Genomic DNA, 17,076 nt, shown 5'->3' on the forward strand with positions numbered 1-17,076 from the left:
CCGTGGCCGCGCGCCGTCCGCCCGCCGGCGGCCCGCCCCCGGAACGGTGTCGTGGCCTCCGTTCTCGTACGGGCATAAACCCTTGCCCGGGAGTCGGATGCCGCCTGTCGGTTTTCCCGGAATTTGTGATTCCAGAATGACGTCGGCGCGACTGCTCACGGGTAAACGTGAGCTGTCACACAAAGGAAACCCGGAGCCTCCATTTGTGGAGGGCGGGGCGGCCTCACGACTGGATTTGCGGAAATCGGCCATGCGGTGGCCGGAAAAAATCGTTGGGTTTGCGTCGGCCGTTCGGATACCTAAACTTAACGCAGTGCCCCTTGGCGGTGGCGTGATCCAGTCATATTGTTCTCGTGCCGCCACCGGGTCGGGGTTCGCCCCCTTGGTCGGTAATCGTTCCGGCGGGCGGAGCCCTATCCGCTTGGCCGTTCTGTGCCATTTCATGGTTTTCCCCCGGCGCCGCTGACGCGATGACGCGTGCGTGGTGCCGGCTCGACAGCTCGGGAACCAGCCCCGTTCACCGGAAGGAATCATCATGCCCGCAGTGAGCACGCTCGAGGCGCAGCAGTGGCTGATCGAGAAGATCGCGCATCGCCTCGGCACCGAGCCCGCCGGGGTCTCACCCGAGATGTACTTCGACGAGATGGACCTGGACTCCACCGAGGCGCTGATCCTCGCAGGTGAGATAGAGAGCTGGCTGGGCTTCGAGCTGAGCACCACCACCCTCTGGTACCACCCGACCGTCAAGGACCTGGCCGCTCACCTCGCCGAGGAGAGTGACCAGCATGCGGCGGCCGCGCAAGCCTGAACAACCCCTGGTCCACCGCCTGAAGGCGGCGGCCGAGGATCGGCACACGGTGTACCTGGTGCACCCGGGGGCGCTGGACGCCTCCGTGCACCGCTCCCTCGCCGACGCCCTCCCCGACGGGATCGGGCTGACCGTCCTGGACCTGGGGGGCGTCGCCGAGTACTGGCAGGCGGCCCTGACCGGGGGACACGCCGACACCACCCTCGACGCGCTCGCCGCCCGCCTGATGACGGCGGTGGGCATCGGATCCGGTGACGGCCCGTACCTGCTGGCCGGATGGTCCTTCGGCGGGGTCGTCGCGCACGCCATGACCGCCCTGGCGGCCCCGCGGCGCCGGCCCTCCCGGCTGGTCCTGCTGGACAGCATCGCCCCCGTCGACGCGTACAAGCACGACGACGACGCGCTGGAGCCGTCGCTGCTGCTCAACTGGTTCGCCATGTACCTCGGGGCGAAGCGCGGCCGGCTCGTGCCGGTCGAGGAGGAGCAGTTGGCGGGCCTGGGGACGGAGGACGGGCTGAAGGTGGTGCTGGAGGCGGCGATCGCCGCCGAGGTGCTGCTGCCCTCCACCCCCCTGCCGGGCCTGCGCAAGCTCTACGACACCTACGTCGACGGCCTGCTCCGCAACAACCGCCTGACGCTGCCTCACCGGCCGACGCCGTCGCCGGTACCGGTGGTGCTCGTACGGGCCGACCGGGGACTCGTCCCCGGCGACCGCGGTATGGGCTGGGAGTCTCTCGCGCCGCACGGTCTCGACGTCCGGGAGTGCCCCGGTGACCACTACACGATGCTGCTGCGCTCCGACGCCGCGACCACCGTGGCCTCCCTGCTGACCGAACCCTGAACCCGGAACGCACCCGGACCGGTGCGGGCCGACCGACCTGACCCCGACCGCTCCGGCCGCTCCTGACCACCCCGTGACCGCCCGTCGACCAGGGCGGCCGGGCTCAAGGCCCGCGGACTCCACGCGACATGGCGGCAGCCCCGTCCGTCGCGCGCCCCGCCGCGCCACGTCACCATCCGCGCCACCCCGCACGACCCGCCCGCACACCTGCGGTCCCCGTCACCGGGGCCGCCCGTCCCTCGGGCGTACCTCCAGCACCTCCATGCCCTTCCTCCTCCCGCCGAGGCTGGGCCATGTCTTCCTGCATGTCTTCCTGCCCCGACTCGTGGAAGAGCCTCGCTGTGAACGTTCAGGATCCCGACCTCGACCGCCGCCTCGCCCGCGACCCCATCGCGATCGTCGGCCTGTCCGCCCTCTATCCCCAGTCCCGTGACCTCCGGGAGTTCTGGGGCAACGTCGCCGCGGCGGCCGACTGCCTCACCGACGTGCCCGACACGCACTGGGACGTCGAGGAGTTCTACGACCCGGACCCCACGGTGCCGGACAAGACGTACGCCAAGCGCGGCGGGTTCATCCCCGACACCCCCTTCAACCCGCTGGAGTTCGGTCTGCCGCCGAACACCCTGGAGGTCACCGACGTCCTGCAGCTGCTGAGCCTGGTCGTCGCCCGTGACCTGCTGAAGGACGCCGGAGCCGAACAGCCCTGGTACGACGCCTCCCGCACCGGCGTCGTCCTCGGCATCACCGGCGCCAACCAGCTCACCCAGCCCCTCACCGCGCGCCTGCAGAGCCCGGTCCTGAAGGAGGTCGTGCGCAGCTGCGGCCTCACCGAGCGCGACGCCGAGGAGATCGCCGCCAAGTTCCGCAAGGCGTACGCCCCGTGGGAGGAGAACTCCTTCCCCGGCATGCTCGGCAACGTCGTCGCCGGCCGTATCGCCAACCGGATGGACCTCGGCGGCATCAACATGACCGTCGACGCCGCGTGCGCCAGCTCGCTCGGCGCGGTCAAGGCGGCCGTCAGCGAACTGCTGGAGCGGCGCGCCGACACGATGCTGGTGGGCGGCTGCGACGCCGAGAACACCATCTTCATGTACATGTGCTTCAGCAAGACCCCGGCGTTGTCCAAGGCGGGCCGCATCCGCCCGTTCGACGACGACGCCGACGGCACCCTCATCGGCGAGGGCATCGGCATGCTGGCGCTGCGCCGCCTCTCCGACGCCGAACGGGACGGCAACCGCGTCTACGCGGTGCTGCGCGGTATCGGCGCCTCCTCCGACGGGCGCTTCAAGTCCATCTACGCGCCCCGCAAGGAGGGCCAGGTCCTGGCCCTGGAGCGGGCCTACCAGGACGCCGACTGCTCACCCGCCGACGTGGGGCTGTTCGAGGCGCACGGTACGGGGACGGCCGTGGGGGACGCCACCGAACTGTCGTCGCTGGCCGCGGTCATCAACGCCGCCACCGACGAGCGGCAGTACGCGGCGGTCGGCAGCGTCAAGTCGCAGATCGGGCACACCAAGGCCGCCGCCGGCGCCGCCGGCATGATCAAGCTGGCGCTGGCCCTGCACCACAAGGTGCTGCCGCCCACCATCAACGTCGACCGGCCCAACACCGCCGTCGACTTCGAGAACGGCCCCTTCTACGTCAACTCCCGCCTGCGCCCCTGGATCAAGACGCCCCAGCGCCCCCGGCGTCTCGCCGCGGTGTCGTCGTTCGGGTTCGGTGGCACCAACTTCCACGTGGTGCTGGAGGAGCACGGGCAGGGCGAGGACCTGAAAGTCATGTTCCCCGTCGCCCGCGTGCACCTGTGGCACGCCCCCGACACCGACGCCCTGCTGCACGCCCTGGAGTCCGGCGCCGCGCCCCAGGGCGGACCCGCCCCGCAGGACCACGCGCGGGTGGCGTTCGCCGCCCGGAGCGAGGAGGACGCGGCGGCGCTGCGAGAGCTGGCCGTCCGCGAGCTGCGGAAGCGGGCCGCCGAGAGCGCCTGGTCCCACCCCAAGGGCGTGCACTTCCGCCGCACGGCCGCCGGCGCCGAGGAGATCGGCCGTGTCGGGGCGCTGTTCGCCGGGCAGGGCAGCCAGTACGTCGAACCGGGCCTGACCGCCGTCCTCGCGCTGCCGCCGCTGCGCGCCGCGTTCGACGAGGCCAACCGGCCCTTCGCCGACGAACTCCCGCTGTCCGCCGTCGCGTTCCCGCCGCCCGTCTTCGACGCCGCCGCGGTCGCGGCGCAGGAGGACGCGCTGCGCGCCACCCGTTACGCCCAGCCCGCCATCGGGGCGCTCTCCGCCGGCCAGTTCCGCTACCTCACCGGTCTCGGCTTCGACCCGGCCGGCTGCCTCGGGCACAGCTTCGGTGAGCTGACCGCCCTGTGGGCGGCGGGGGCCCTGGGGGACGAGGCGTACTTCGCCCTCGCCCGCGCCCGCGGCGCGGCGATGGCACCGCCGGCCGACGGCGCCGAGGGTGCCGCGGGTGCCGACGCCGGGGCCATGGCCGCGGTCAGCGCCCCCGAGGAGCGGGTCGCGCAGCTGCTCGCCGCCCTCCCCGACGGCACCGACCTGCGCGTGTGCAACCGCAACGCCTCGGACCAGATCGTCGTCGGGGGCGCCACCGCCGCCGTCGAGCAGCTGGTGGCGGCGGCGCAGGCCGCCGGGGTCAAGGCGTCCCGGCTGCCCGTCTCGGCCGCCTTCCACACCCCCTACGTCAGCCACGCCGTGGAGACCTTCCGCGCCGACGTCGACGCCGTCGGGGTGGGCGCGCCCCGCCGCGCCGTGTACGCCAACACCCGCGGCGCCTCCTACGGCGACGACACCGCCGCCAACGCCCGCATCCTCGCCGAACAGCTCCTCAACCCGGTGGACTTCGCCGCACGGGTGGAGGAGATGTACGAGGCGGGGTACCGCACGTTCGTCGAGTTCGGGCCGAAGGGCGTCCTGACGCAGCTGGTGCGTCGCGTCCTGAAGGACCGGCCGCACACCGTGCTGGCCACCGACGCGGGACCCGGCCGCGACGCGGACGTGGCGCTGAAGCAGACCGTCGCCCAACTCGCCGTCCTCGGCCTGCCGCTGCGCACGGCGGACGACTACGTCGCGCCGCCGGTGGAGCGCGAGGCCGTCAAGGGCATGTCGATCCTGCTCAACGGCATCAACTACGTCTCCCCGCAGCGCAAGGCCGCCTACCGGGACGCGTTGGAGAACGGCTACCGGGTGCCGCAGGTGGTGACAGGCCCGACCGGGGGATCGTCGGCCGTTCCGGTCGCCGTGACGCCGTCCGCGCCCGTCGCCGTGACGCCGGTCGTCGCGACGCCGTCCGCGCCCGCCGCGACGCCGTTCCCTGTGGCGCCGTCCGCGCCGGTCGTGCCCGTCGGCCCGTCCGCTCCCGTCGCTCCGCCCCGCGGCCCGGCGGCGCCCGTACCGGTGGGTGCCTCCGCCGGGTCCGCCCCCGGTGGCACCGCAGCCTTCGGCGCCTCCACCGCCACCGCCCTCGCCGTCCGGCCGGACGTGGCGCCGCCCGCCCCGGCGGCCGCACCCGCCCCCCTTCCCGCCGCCGCCCACGTCGCCGCGTCGCTCGCGACCACCGCGCCCGCACCCCTTGCCCAGGAGGCCACATCCGTGGACAACGACCACCTGGCCGGCGTCATCGCCGACCACCTGGCGCTGCACGACGAATACCTGAGCGGACAGCTGGACAGCGCCCAGCGTCTCGCCGCCCTGCTGGAACGCGCCTATGACCAGGGCAGGTTGCCGCAGGTTCTGTCCGGGGTGACCGCGGTGAAGGACCACAGCCTGGCCATCGGTCGCACCCACCTGCACGCCCACGAGATCCTCAGCCGCCTCGCCGGGCTGGAGAGGGGCGCGGCGGTGCCCGCCGCGCCCGCCGTACCCGCCGCTCTGGCTCCCGTACCGGCCGCTCTGGCTCCCGCCGCGCTGGCTCCCGCCCCCGCCGCACCGCAACCGCTCGCGGCACCGCAGCCGGTGGCGATTCCCGCCGCCGCGACGGCCGTCGCGCTGCCCGCCCCGACCGCCCCCGCCCCGGTGCTGCCGACGGTGCCGCACCAGGCCGGCGGCCCCACCTCCACCCCGGCGGCACCGGCTCCCACCGCCACGGCTCCCGCCCCCGCCGTCGCTCCCACCTCCGCCGGTCCGTCCGCGGACGAGATCGCCGGGGCCCTCCTCGACGTCGTCTCGCAGAAGACGGGTTATCCGGCGGAGATGCTGGAGCTCGGGATGGATGTGGAGGCGGATCTGGGGATCGACTCCATCAAGCGGGTGGAGATCATGGGTGTGTTGCACGAGCGGTTCGCCGCTGGTGCGCCTGCCGCGGGTCCTGAGCAGTTGGGTGAGTTGCGGTCTCTGCAGGACATCGTGTCGTTCATGGCGGCTCCTGCCGGGGCTGTCGCGGCTGTGGTCGCGGCGCCGGTGGCTGCTGGTCCGTCCGTGTCCGAGGTGACGGCCGCTCTGCTGGCGGTGGTTTCGGAGAAGACGGGTTATCCGGCGGAGATGCTGGAGCTCGGGATGGATGTGGAGGCGGATCTGGGGATCGACTCCATCAAGCGGGTGGAGATCATGGGTGTGTTGCACGAGCGGTTCGCCGCCGGTGCGCCTGCCGCGGGTCCTGAGCAGTTGGGTGAGTTGCGGTCTCTGCAGGACATCGTGTCGTTCATGGCGGCTCCTGCCGGGGCTGTCGCGGCTGTGGTCGCGGCGCCGGTGGCTGCTGGTCCGTCCGTGTCCGAGGTGACGGCCGCTCTGCTGGCGGTGGTTTCGGAGAAGACGGGTTATCCGGCGGAGATGCTGGAGCTCGGGATGGATGTGGAGGCGGATCTGGGGATCGACTCCATCAAGCGGGTGGAGATCATGGGTGTGCTGCACGAGCGGTTCGCCGCCGGTGCGCCTGCCGCGGGTCCTGAGCAGTTGGGTGAGTTGCGGTCTCTGCAGGACATCGTGTCGTTCATGGCGGCTCCTGCCGGGGCTGTCGCGGCTGTGGTCGCGGCGCCGGTGGCTGCTGGTCCGTCCGTGTCCGAGGTGACGGCCGCTCTGCTGGCGGTGGTTTCGGAGAAGACGGGTTATCCGGCGGAGATGCTGGAGCTCGGGATGGATGTGGAGGCGGATCTGGGGATCGACTCCATCAAGCGGGTGGAGATCATGGGTGTGCTGCACGAGCGGTTCGCCGCCGGTGCGCCTGCCGCGGGTCCTGAGCAGCTGGGTGAACTGCGGTCTCTGCAGGACATCGTCAGCTTCCTCACCGGCACCCCCGCCGACGCCGCTCCCGCCACCACCGACCTGGCCGCCCCGGCGCCCACCGCCCCCGCCACCCCCGAGCCGCCCCGTATAGGCCGGGCCCGGGCCGCGGTCGTCGCTCTCCCGGCACCGGACGAACTCCTCGCCGCCTACCCCGAGTCGTCGGCCGCCCTGCTGGTCGACGACGGCGGTGAGCTCGCCCCCGCACTCGCCGCACGCCTGCAGGGCCAGGGCTGGAAGGTGCACGTGCTGCGCCTGCCCGGCGTCCCGCAGCGGGTGGACGGCGCCGTCGACCACGCCCTGACCGGATGGGGCGTCACCGAACTCGCCGCCCGTACCGGGGAGATCGTCACCGAGGGCGTCAGCCTCGTCCTGGACCTGTGCACGAAGGAGCCCACCGACTGGGCCGAGGCGGTCCGCCGCCTGGCGCACACCCTGCTCACCGCCAAGCACCTGGTGGAGCCGCTGAGCGCCGGCGCCGCCACCGGCCGCACCGCCTACACCACCGTCACCCGCCTCGACGGCGTGTTCGGCGTCACCGGCGTCGACGAGGCCCGTACCCCCCTCGGCGGGGTCGCCGGCCTGGTGAAGACCCTCGCCGTGGAGGCGCCCCGCGTGTTCTGCCGGGCCGTCGACCTGGCCCCGCACCTCGACGCGGACACCGCCGCCGACCTGGTCCTCGCCGAGACACGCGACGCCGCCACCACCCCCGTCCAGGCCGGTCACGACGGCATCCGCCGCGTCACCCTCACCGTCGGCGAGCGCGCCCCGCACCCGGCCGGGGCCGAGGTGCCCCCCGTCGGCCCCGATGACCTGCTGGTCGTCACCGGTGGCGCCCGCGGCATCACCGCCGTCTGCGTCGCCGAACTCGCCAGACGTCACCAGGTGGGCCTGCTCCTGCTGGGCCGCACCCCCCTCGTCGACGAGCCCGCCTGGGCGCACGGTCTGCACGACGCCGCCGCGCTGAAGGCCGCCGCGGTCGCCGACCTGAAGGCGGCCGGGGAGAAGCCCACCCCCAAGCGCATCGAGGACGCCTACCGCGCCGTCACCGGCTGCCGGGAGATCCGCGAGACGCTGGAGGGACTGCGGGCCGCCGGATCCGACGCCCACTACCTGGCCGTCGACATCACCGACCCGCAGGCCGTAGCCGCCGCCCTCGCCCCCTACCGGGACCGCGTCACCGGCCTGGTGCACGGCGCGGGGGTCCTCGCGGACCAGCTCATCGCGCAGAAGAAGGCCAGCGAGATCGAGCGTGTCTTCGCGCCGAAGCTCACCGGGCTGCGCGCGGTGACCGCCGCCCTCGACGAGGAGACGCTCCGCCACGTGGTGCTCTTCTCCTCCGTCGCCGGCTTCTTCGGCAACCGCGGCCAGTCCGACTACGCCATGGCCAACGAGACCCTCAACGCCTGGGCGTCCGCGTTCAAGCGCCGCCACTCCCGCGCCCGCGTCACCTCCCTCAACTGGGGCGCCTGGGACAGCGGCATGGTCTCCCCGCAGATCAAGGCGGTGTTCGCCGAACGCGGCATCACCCTCATCCCGCAGGACCTCGGCGCCCAGCTGTTCGCCGACCAGTTCACCGCCGAGCACGCCGACGACGTCGTCACCGTCCTCGGCCCCACCACGCCCCTGTCCGAACCGGACGCGGCGCCCGCGACGCCCGTCACCGTCCGCCGCGCCCTCGCGCCGCTGACCGACGAGACCTTCCTCACCGACCACGTCATCGGGGACGCCGCCGTGCTGCCCGCGGCCCTCGCCCTGGGCCTGGCGATCGGCATCACCGAACGCCTCACCGGCCAGGAGGTGCGCACCGTACGGGACTTCGCGGTGCACAAGGGCATCGTCTTCGACGGTGCCGAGCCCGCCGCCCTCGACGTGACCCTCACCCCCGCCCAGCAGGGCGACAGCACGGTGACGGCCGCCCTGCGCTCCCACACCGCCGACGGCGCGCTCCGCCCGCACTACGCCGCCGTCCTGGACACCACCGCCGCGCCGCTGCCGGCGCCCCTGACGGACCTGCCGGCCCTGGGCGGCGGTGAGGTGGCCGACGGCCTCTACCAGGACGGCACCCTCTTCCACGGCCCGTCCCTGCGGGGCCTGCGGCGCATCCTCGCCGACGAGGAGACGCGCCTCGTGCTGGAGTGCTCCCTGCCCGAACCGCAGCTCGGCGACGGGGCGTTCAGCGGGCACCGGTACGCGCCGGGCGCCTCCGACCTGCTGCTGCAGTCCGCCCTGGTGTGGGTGCGGCGCTTCCGCGACGCGGCCGGGCTGCCCCTGTCCGTCGGCCGCGCCGCCCTGCACCAGCCGCTGCCCGACGGCGAGCCGTTCCTCGTCGTGGTGGAGCCCGCCGGCGCCACCACCGGCGGCCCGACCCGCCTCACCGTCACCGCCTGCACCCCCGACGGCACGGTCCTCACCGTCTGGGACGAGGTATCCGTGATCTCGGCTCCGCAGCTCACGGCCAAGTTCGTCGTCCGACCGGCCACCGAAACCGCCTGACGACCTGACCCGGTCGGCCCGCCGGGTGCCCCCGAGCACCCGGCGGGCCGACCGTCCACGAAGGGACCCCGCTCGCATGAGCAAGTACGCCATCGTCGGCCTGTCCTGCCTCTTCCCCGGCGCCCCCACCCCCGAGCGGTACTGGGAGAACCTCCGTGACGGCCGTGACTGCCGCCACGAGGGTGGAGCGGAGGTCTTCACGGACCAGCCCGCGGAAGCCGACCTCGACCCCCGGCACCGCCTCGACTGCCGCCGCGGCGGCTTCATCACCGACTTCAGCTTCGACCCCACCGGCTACCACCTCGACGCCGACACCCTGACCGGCCTCGACCGCATCCACCACTGGTCGATGTACACCGCGCGGGAGGCGCTGCGCGACAGCGGCCACCAGGACGACCCCGACGTCCGGCAGCGCACCGCCCTCATCCTCGGCAACTACTCCTTCCCCACCCCCACCTCCGCCGCCCTCAGCGTCCCCCTCGCCCAGGAGGCCGTCCTGGAGGGGCTGCGCCGCTCCGGCGTCCCCGCCCTCGCCGCCCTCCCCGACGGCCGGCCGCTCGTCGACCCGGCGCTGCTGCGGGAGGAGAACCTGCGCGTCAGCGGCTCCCCGGCGGCCGTCACCGCCAACGCCCTGGGCCTGGGCGGCCCCCGCTACACCCTCGACGCGGCCTGCTCCTCCGCCCTGTACGCCCTGAAGCTGGCCTGCGCGCACCTCGCCTCCGGTCAGGCCGACCTGGTCCTCGCCGGCGGGGTCTGCGCCCCCGACCCCACCCTCATCCACCTGTCCTTCGGCGATCTCCACGCCTACCCCGAGGACGGTTTCAGCCAGCCCTTCGACGACCGTTCCGGCGGCATCCTCACCGGGCAGGGCGCCGGGATGGTCGCCGTCAAACGCCTCGCCGACGCCGTCCGCGACGGGGACCGGGTGCACGCCGTCATCGACGGCATCGGCCTCACCAACGACGGCAGCGGACGCCACCTCCTCGTCCCCCAGGGCGGCGGCCAGCTCGCCTGCTACGAACTGGCCTACGCGGAGGCGGGCGTGGACCCGGCGGCCGTCGACTACCTGGAGTGCCACGCCACCGGCACCCCCCTCGGCGACACCACCGAGGCCGAGTCCGTCGCCGCGTTCTTCGGCGGGCACGGCAAGGTGCCGCTGCTGGGCTCCGTCAAGGGCAACATCGGTCACCTGCTGACCGTCGCCGGCCTCAGCAGCATGCTCAAGGTCATCCTCGCCATCGACAAGGGCCGCATCCCCGCCACCATCGGCGTGGAACGCCCCGTGACGAGCGCCGACGGGCGGGTCGGCCCCGGCCGGCTGGTACGTGAACTGCGGCCCTGGCCGCGGGAGCCCGGACCGCTGCGCGCGGCCGTGTCCGCCTTCGGTTTCGGCGGCACCAACGCCCACGTCGTCCTCTCCGCCCCCGAAGCCGCCGACACCGCCCCCGTGGAGAGCGCCGACTTCGTGCCCCTGCCCACGCTCGACATCGTCGGCCTCGGCGCGCACTTCGGGGCGCTGGGCGACGTGGACGCCGTGGAGCGGGCCGTGCACGAGGGCACCGACACCCTCCGGCCGCTCCCGCCGCGCCGCTGGCGCGGGCTGGAGCAGACCACCGGCGGCACCCTCGCCGCCGCCGGTCTCGCCGGCGGCGACGCGCCCGCCGGAGGCTACGTCGACGGGGTCGACGTCGACCCAGTCGACCAGAAGATCCCCCCGTCCGACCTGCGCACCTACAACCTCCAGCACGCCCTCGCCACGCAGGTCGCCGACGAGGCGCTGCGGAACGCCGGGTACAGCCGCGCCGCGGCGCCCGGCGCCGGCGCGCCGCCCGCCCGCCGCGTCGGCGTGATCGTCGCGATGGAGCTGGAGCCCTACACCAGCGCCCGCCTCACCCGCCACACCATGGGTACCTTCCTGCGCGCCCAGTGCGAGGCCGCCGGCGTCGAGGTCACCGGCGAGGTGCTGGCGGCGCTCAGCGAGGTCGCGCGGGACGCGGTGGTGCCGCCGATCGTCGCCAACGAGGTCCTCAGCTACATCGGCAACGTCATGGCCAGCCGCATCTCCTCGCTGTGGAACTTCACCGGCCCGTCCTTCACCGTCTCCGCCGAGGGCTCCGGCACCGCCGAAGCCCTCCAGGCGGCGCGGCTGCTGCTGCTCGACGAAGGGCTGGAGGCCGTCCTCGTCGGCGCCGTCGACCTCACCGGCAGCGCCGAACACGCCCTGCTGCGGCCGGACGCCCTCAGCGAGGCGGGCCTGGCGTTCGCCGACGGCCCCCACGGTCCGCGCCTGGGGGAGGGGGCAGGGGCCGTCGTCCTCACCCGCTCCGACTCCCGGCACGGCCGCCGCGTCTACGCCCGCCTGGACGCCCTCGCCACCGGCATCACCCCCGCCCGCGACGGACAGCGCCCCGCACCCGACGCCGGCACCCTCGCCGCCACCGCCCGTACCGCCCTCGCCGAGGCCGGGATCGGGGCCGACGCCGTCGGCTACGTCGAGGCGCACGCCGGCGGGCTCCTCCCCGAGGACCTCGCCGAAGTCACCGCCCTGGGCGAGGTGTACCGGGCACCGGACGGGGCGGGACGGCCCGAGCACGAGCGGCGCACCACCGCGCTGGGCTCCGCCGCCGCCCAGTTCGGTTCGGCGGGCAGCGCCGCCGGCATGGCCGGCCTGCTGCGCACCGTACTGAGCCTGCACCACGGCTACCTGCCCGGCACCACCGGCTGGAGCGGCCCCGCGCAGACGTTCACCGACGCCCTCGACCCGTCCGCCCTGTACGTCCCCGACCGGTCCCGGCCGTGGCTGCGCGAGCGGGCGGGGGAGCGGCGGCACGCCGCCGTCAGCATGCTCGGCGCGCACGGCGCCCACGCCCACCTGGTGCTCTCCGGCGACGCCACCGCCGGCCGCACCGAAGCCACCGGTTTCGGGCGCGCCCGCGGGCCCGTCCTGCTGGCGCTGTCCGCCACCACCGTCGGTGACCTGCTCGTCGCCGTCGACGCGCACGTCGCCGCCCTCCGCGACGGCGCCGACCCGCTGGCCCTGGCCCGCGCGGCGGCCGCCGCCCTGCCCGGGCGCCCGCTGCGCGTGGTCCTCACCGGACGCGACCGCCAAGAGCTGCTGCTGCAGGCGGAGTCGGCCGCGAGGGACCTGCCCGGGGTGTTCGCGTCCGGCGGCGAGTGGGCCACCCCCGCCGGCTCCTACGCCACCGCCCGCCCCCTCGGCCCCGACGGCAAGGTCGCCCTCGTCTACCCGGGCGCCTTCAACTCCTACCCGGGGCTCGGTCAGGACCTCTTCCGTGCCTTCCCCGGCCTGCTGGAGCACTTCGAGGCGCAGGCCGACGAACCGGCGCGGCAACTCCGCGCCCCGCTGCTGTACCCGCGGACCCTGCGCACGCCGGGACGACGGGAGTTGATGCAGCTGGAGGACACCCTCTCCCAGGACGTGCCGTTCATGCTCGCCACCGGCACCTCCTTCGCCATCCTCTACACCCACCTGGTGCGCCGGGTGCTGGGCGTCACCGCGCACGGCGGGTTCGGCTACAGCCTGGGCGAGTCCAGCATGCTGTTCGCCACCGGCGGGTGGAGCGCGGAGGGCCGCCGCGACGACCTCATCAGCGACACGCCCGTCTTCAAGGACCGTCTCGTGGGGCGCCGCCGCACGGTGCGGGAACTGTGGGACGTACCGGACGGGACGCCCGACAAGGACCTGTGGGCCTCGCACGTGCTGCTCACCGACCGGGACACCGTCGAGAAGGCCCTCGCCTCCTACGACCGGGTCTTCCTCACCCACGTCAACACCCCGGCGGAGCTGGTCGTCGCCGGAGACCCGGCCCAGTGCCGGGCGCTGATAGCCGAGTTGGGCTGCCAGGCGGCGCGCTCCCCGGTCAGCGTCGTCATGCACTGCCCGGTGGTGGACGCCGACGTCGACGCGCTCGCCGACCTGAACGACTACCCGACCGGCTCCCTCGGCGGCCTGGAGCTGCTGTCGGCCTACGACTACCAGGAGTTGCCCGGTCTGGAGCGGCGACGGGTGGCCGAGCGCATCGCGCACACCCTGCGCTCACCCATCGACTTCCCCCGCCTGGTGCACACCGCCTACGAGCGCGGTTACCGCTACTTCCTGGAGGTCGGCCCCGGCGCCACCTGCACCCGCTGGGTGAAGGACACCCTCGGCGACCTGCCGCACACCGCGGTGTGCGTGGACCGACGGGGGGTGCCGGCCGCGAAGTCGGTGGCTCAGCTCGTCGCCCGGCTCGTCGGCAACGGCCTGCCGGTGGACCTGGGGGCGCTGCTCGGCGGCCTGGACGCCACCTCGGCGACCGCCGCCGCGCCCGCCACCCGTCCCCGCCCGCGGTTCCGGGTGGGCGGGGGCGACCCCGTGCCGGAGAAGGTGGCGGCAGGGGTGCGGGCCGTCCTGGGCGCGCCCGTCGTCGCGGAGGGCCGCGCCGCCGACGGCGCGGGCGTGTCCGCCGGCGGCCGTGCCGTGGGCGGACGCCTCGACGCGGTCGTGTCCACGGCGCCCGCGGTGGCCACCGTCTCCGCCGGTGTCCCCGGTGCCGGCGCCTCCGCCGTCTCCGGCGGTGTCCCCGTTCCCGCCGTCTCCACCGCTTTCCCCACCCCCGCCCCGTCCCTCCCGACACCCGTGTCCGCCGCGGCGCCCGCCGCCGTACCCCAGCCGCCCGCCGTACCCCCCACCGCATCCGAGGAGCCCGATCCCATGCCCGCCGACCCGACCCTCGCGGACCCCGAGGTCATCGTCTTCGACGGGGACCCGATCACCTTCCTGCCCTGGGCCACGCCCGGCGCGCAGCCCGCCGCCGTCCCCGCGGCCCACGACACCCTCGCCGCGGAGCGCGCTCTCCCCGAGCCCGCCTCCCCCTCCCCGGCCGCCCTCCCCGCACCGGCGGGCCCGGAGGCCCCCGTGGCCGACCCGGCCCGCCCGACCGGGCACCCGGCGGCCGACACCGTGCGGGAGCTGCGCCGCCAGATCCTCGCCACGCACGCCGTGGTGATGGAGACGCAGCGCATCCTCCAGGACGCCACCCTCGCCCGCGCCGAGTCCCTGCTCGACGCGGCCACCGCCCCGGCCCCCGCCCCGGTTCCCGCGCCCGTCGCGCAGCCGACCGGACACGCGCCCGCCGCCCCGGCGCTCCCGCAGGCCGAGGAGCGCCCGCAGGCCCCTGTCCCCGTGACGCCCCGGCCCCTCCCGGCCGGCCCGTCCGCCACGCCCACGACCACCGAGCCCACCCCTCCCCAGCAGCTCCACCGGTCCTCCGGTACTCCCGGCGTCATCTGGGACGAGGCCGCTCTGCTGGAATTCGCCACCGGGAAGGTCGCGAACGTCTTCGGCCCCGAGTTCGCCCCTCTCGACTCCTACGCCAAGCGGGTGAGGCTGCCCGCGCCCCCGTACCACTTCGCCACCCGCGTGACCCGCCTGGAGGCCACCCCCGGCAAGCTCGGGCCGGCCCGCATCACCACCGAGTACGACATCCCCCACGACGCCTGGTACCTGGTGGACGGGGCCGCCCCGCCCGCCGTCACCGTCGAGGCGGGCCAGTGCGACCTGCTGCTCGTCAGCTACCTCGGCATCGACTTCCGCAACAAGGGCGAGCGGGTCTACCGGCTGCTGGACTCCTCGCTCATCTTCAAGGGCCCGCTGCCGCTGGCCGGACAGACGCTGCGCTACGAGATCTCCATCGACCGGTTCGTCCACAACGGCGACACCACCCTCTTCTTCTTCAGTTACGACTGCTTCGCCGACGACCGGCTGATCCTGCAACTGCGGGACGCCTGCGCCGGGTTCTTCACCCAGGAGGAACTCGACGCCTCCCTCGGCGTCGTCATCAGCGACCGCGACCGCGCCGAACGGGCCGCCCTCACCCCCGGCTACTTCAAGCCCCTGGCCCGTACCGACGTCACGCACCTGACCGGCGACGACCTCGAACTGCTCGCCCAGGGGCGCCCGGGAGACGTCTTCGGCCCCGAGCACGTCCAGGACGAGGGCCTGAACCCGGCGTTGCGCCTGCCCGACCCGATGCTGCGCATGGTCGACGAGGTCACCATCGACCGCCTCGGCGGGCCGCGGGGCCTGGGCAAGCTCACCGCCGTCAAGCGCCTCACCCCCGACGCCTGGTACTTCGCCTGCCACTTCCCCGACGACCCGGTCCTCGCCGGCTCCCTCGTCGCCGAGGGCGCGGTGCAGCTCCTGCAGATCCACCTGCTGTACCTGGGCATGCACCTGACGCTGCCGGACGCCCGCTTCCAGACCGTCACCGACGAACGCATCGACGTGCAGGTGCGCGGCCAGATCACCCCCGAGCACCGGGAGATCCGCTACGAGGTGGAGATCACCGACGTCACCCTGCTGCCGCGCCCCACGGTGCGGGCGGACATCATCGTCCACCTCGGCGACAAGCCGGCCATCCGGATGCGCAACCTCGGCCTCCAGGTCCAGGAGAAGGACGGCGCCCCCTACCGCCCGGGGCCGGGCGGAGTGCCCGTCTTCCTCGGGCGCCGCAACCGCTCGGGCGAACCCGCCATGATCAACGAGCTGCACCTCGCGCACGCCGCGAAGGGCCTGCTCGACATGGCGATGGGCCCGGAGTTCGAGGTGTACCGCGAAAGCCGCGCCCCCTACATCCCCAACGGCGACTTCCGGTTCGTCGACCGCGTCATGTCCCTCAAGGGCACCCGCGGCGACCTCAGCCCCGGTTCGGAGATGGTCACCGAGTACGACTCACCGGACGACGCCTGGTACTACCGCCAGAACTCCCACCCGCACATGCCGAACTGCGTCTACATGGAGTCCTCCCTCCAGGCGGCGATCTTCCTCGGCTACTACCTCGGCGCCACCCTCAAGGACCCCGCGCAGCAGTACGCCATCCGCAACCTCGACGGCCGCGCCACCCTCGTGCGCGACATCGACCTGCGCGGCAAGACCATCCGCCACCACTCCAAGCTGCTGATGACCTCCGCCATCTCCGGCGCCGTCCTGCAGAACTTCTCCTACGAACTCTCCGCCGACGGCGAGGTGTTCTACACCGGCGAGTCCCTCTTCGGGTACTTCTCCGAGGCCGCCCTCGCCAACCAGGTGGGCCTGGACAACGGCGGCTACACCGCCCCGTGGATCGAACAGGAGCAGCCCGCCGCCGACCGGGTGCGCCGCCTCGAACTCACCGCCGACGCACCCTGGTTCACCGACCCCGACGGCGGCCACCTGCGTCTGCCCGCGGACCACTTCCACCTGGTGGACCACGTCGACCTGGTGGCCGACGGCGGGCGGTTCGGCAACGGCTACCTGCACGGCCAGCGCGCGGTGCGGCCCGACGAGTGGTACTTCTCCTGCCACTTCCACCGCGACCCGGTGATGCCCGGTTCCCTCGGTGTGGAGGCCGTCCTGCAGGCGCTGCGCCTGTTCGTGATGGAGCAGGACCTGGCCGCCGGCATCGACGCCCCGCACTTCGCGATGGCCACCGGCGTGGGGATGAGCTGGAAGTACCGCGGCCAGATCCTGCGCCACGACCGTGAACTGCGCTTCGACGTCCACGTCAAGGAGGTGCGGCGCGAAGCGGACCGGCTGCTGGTGATCGCCGACGCCGAACTGTGGAAGCCGGGCCTGCGCATCTACCAGCTCACCGACGCGGCCATCGAAGTCCGCTCCGCCACCGACCCCGCCTGACCAGCCGAGGAGCCACGTTCCC

Annotated in this window: 4 protein-coding genes; all 4 read left to right on the forward strand. The window is 73.9% G+C overall.

The genetic code is table 11. The features are described 5' to 3' along the window. The first annotated feature begins 535 nt into the window (after positions 1-535). Positions 536-808: an acyl carrier protein gene (locus OG599_RS26365; protein WP_327178438.1), complete on the forward strand. Its 273-nt coding sequence runs from the start codon at positions 536-538 to the stop codon at positions 806-808. Then, a complete protein-coding gene (locus OG599_RS26370) occupies positions 786-1,649 on the forward strand; it encodes a thioesterase domain-containing protein (RefSeq protein ID WP_327178439.1) in 864 nt (287 codons plus the stop codon). Before OG599_RS26365 ends, OG599_RS26370 begins: the two co-directional genes overlap by 23 nt. Before the next feature lie 341 nt (positions 1,650-1,990). Beyond that, positions 1,991-9,379, forward strand: coding sequence for an SDR family NAD(P)-dependent oxidoreductase (locus OG599_RS26375; RefSeq protein WP_327178440.1), 7,389 nt, complete (start codon positions 1,991-1,993; stop codon positions 9,377-9,379). 76 nt (positions 9,380-9,455) lie between these two features. After that, positions 9,456-17,054 carry a beta-ketoacyl synthase N-terminal-like domain-containing protein gene (locus OG599_RS26380; RefSeq protein WP_327178441.1) on the forward strand — a complete coding sequence of 2,533 codons (7,599 nt, stop codon included), beginning with the start codon at positions 9,456-9,458 and terminating at the stop codon, positions 17,052-17,054. The last annotated feature ends 22 nt before the right edge of the window (positions 17,055-17,076 follow it).

This window comes from Streptomyces sp. NBC_01335 (assembly GCF_035953295.1).
Classification (GTDB): Bacteria; Actinomycetota; Actinomycetes; order Streptomycetales; family Streptomycetaceae; genus Streptomyces.

Bases quoted from the DNA above. Each gene is read 5' to 3' on its own strand.
- OG599_RS26380 (WP_327178441.1), top strand. From the start codon at position 9,456: ATGAGCAAGTACGCCATCGTCGGCCTGTCCTGCCTCTTCCCCGGCGCC.
- OG599_RS26370 (WP_327178439.1), top strand. From the start codon at position 786: ATGCGGCGGCCGCGCAAGCCTGAACAACCCCTGGTCCACCGCCTGAAG.
- OG599_RS26365 (WP_327178438.1), top strand. From the start codon at position 536: ATGCCCGCAGTGAGCACGCTCGAGGCGCAGCAGTGGCTGATCGAGAAG.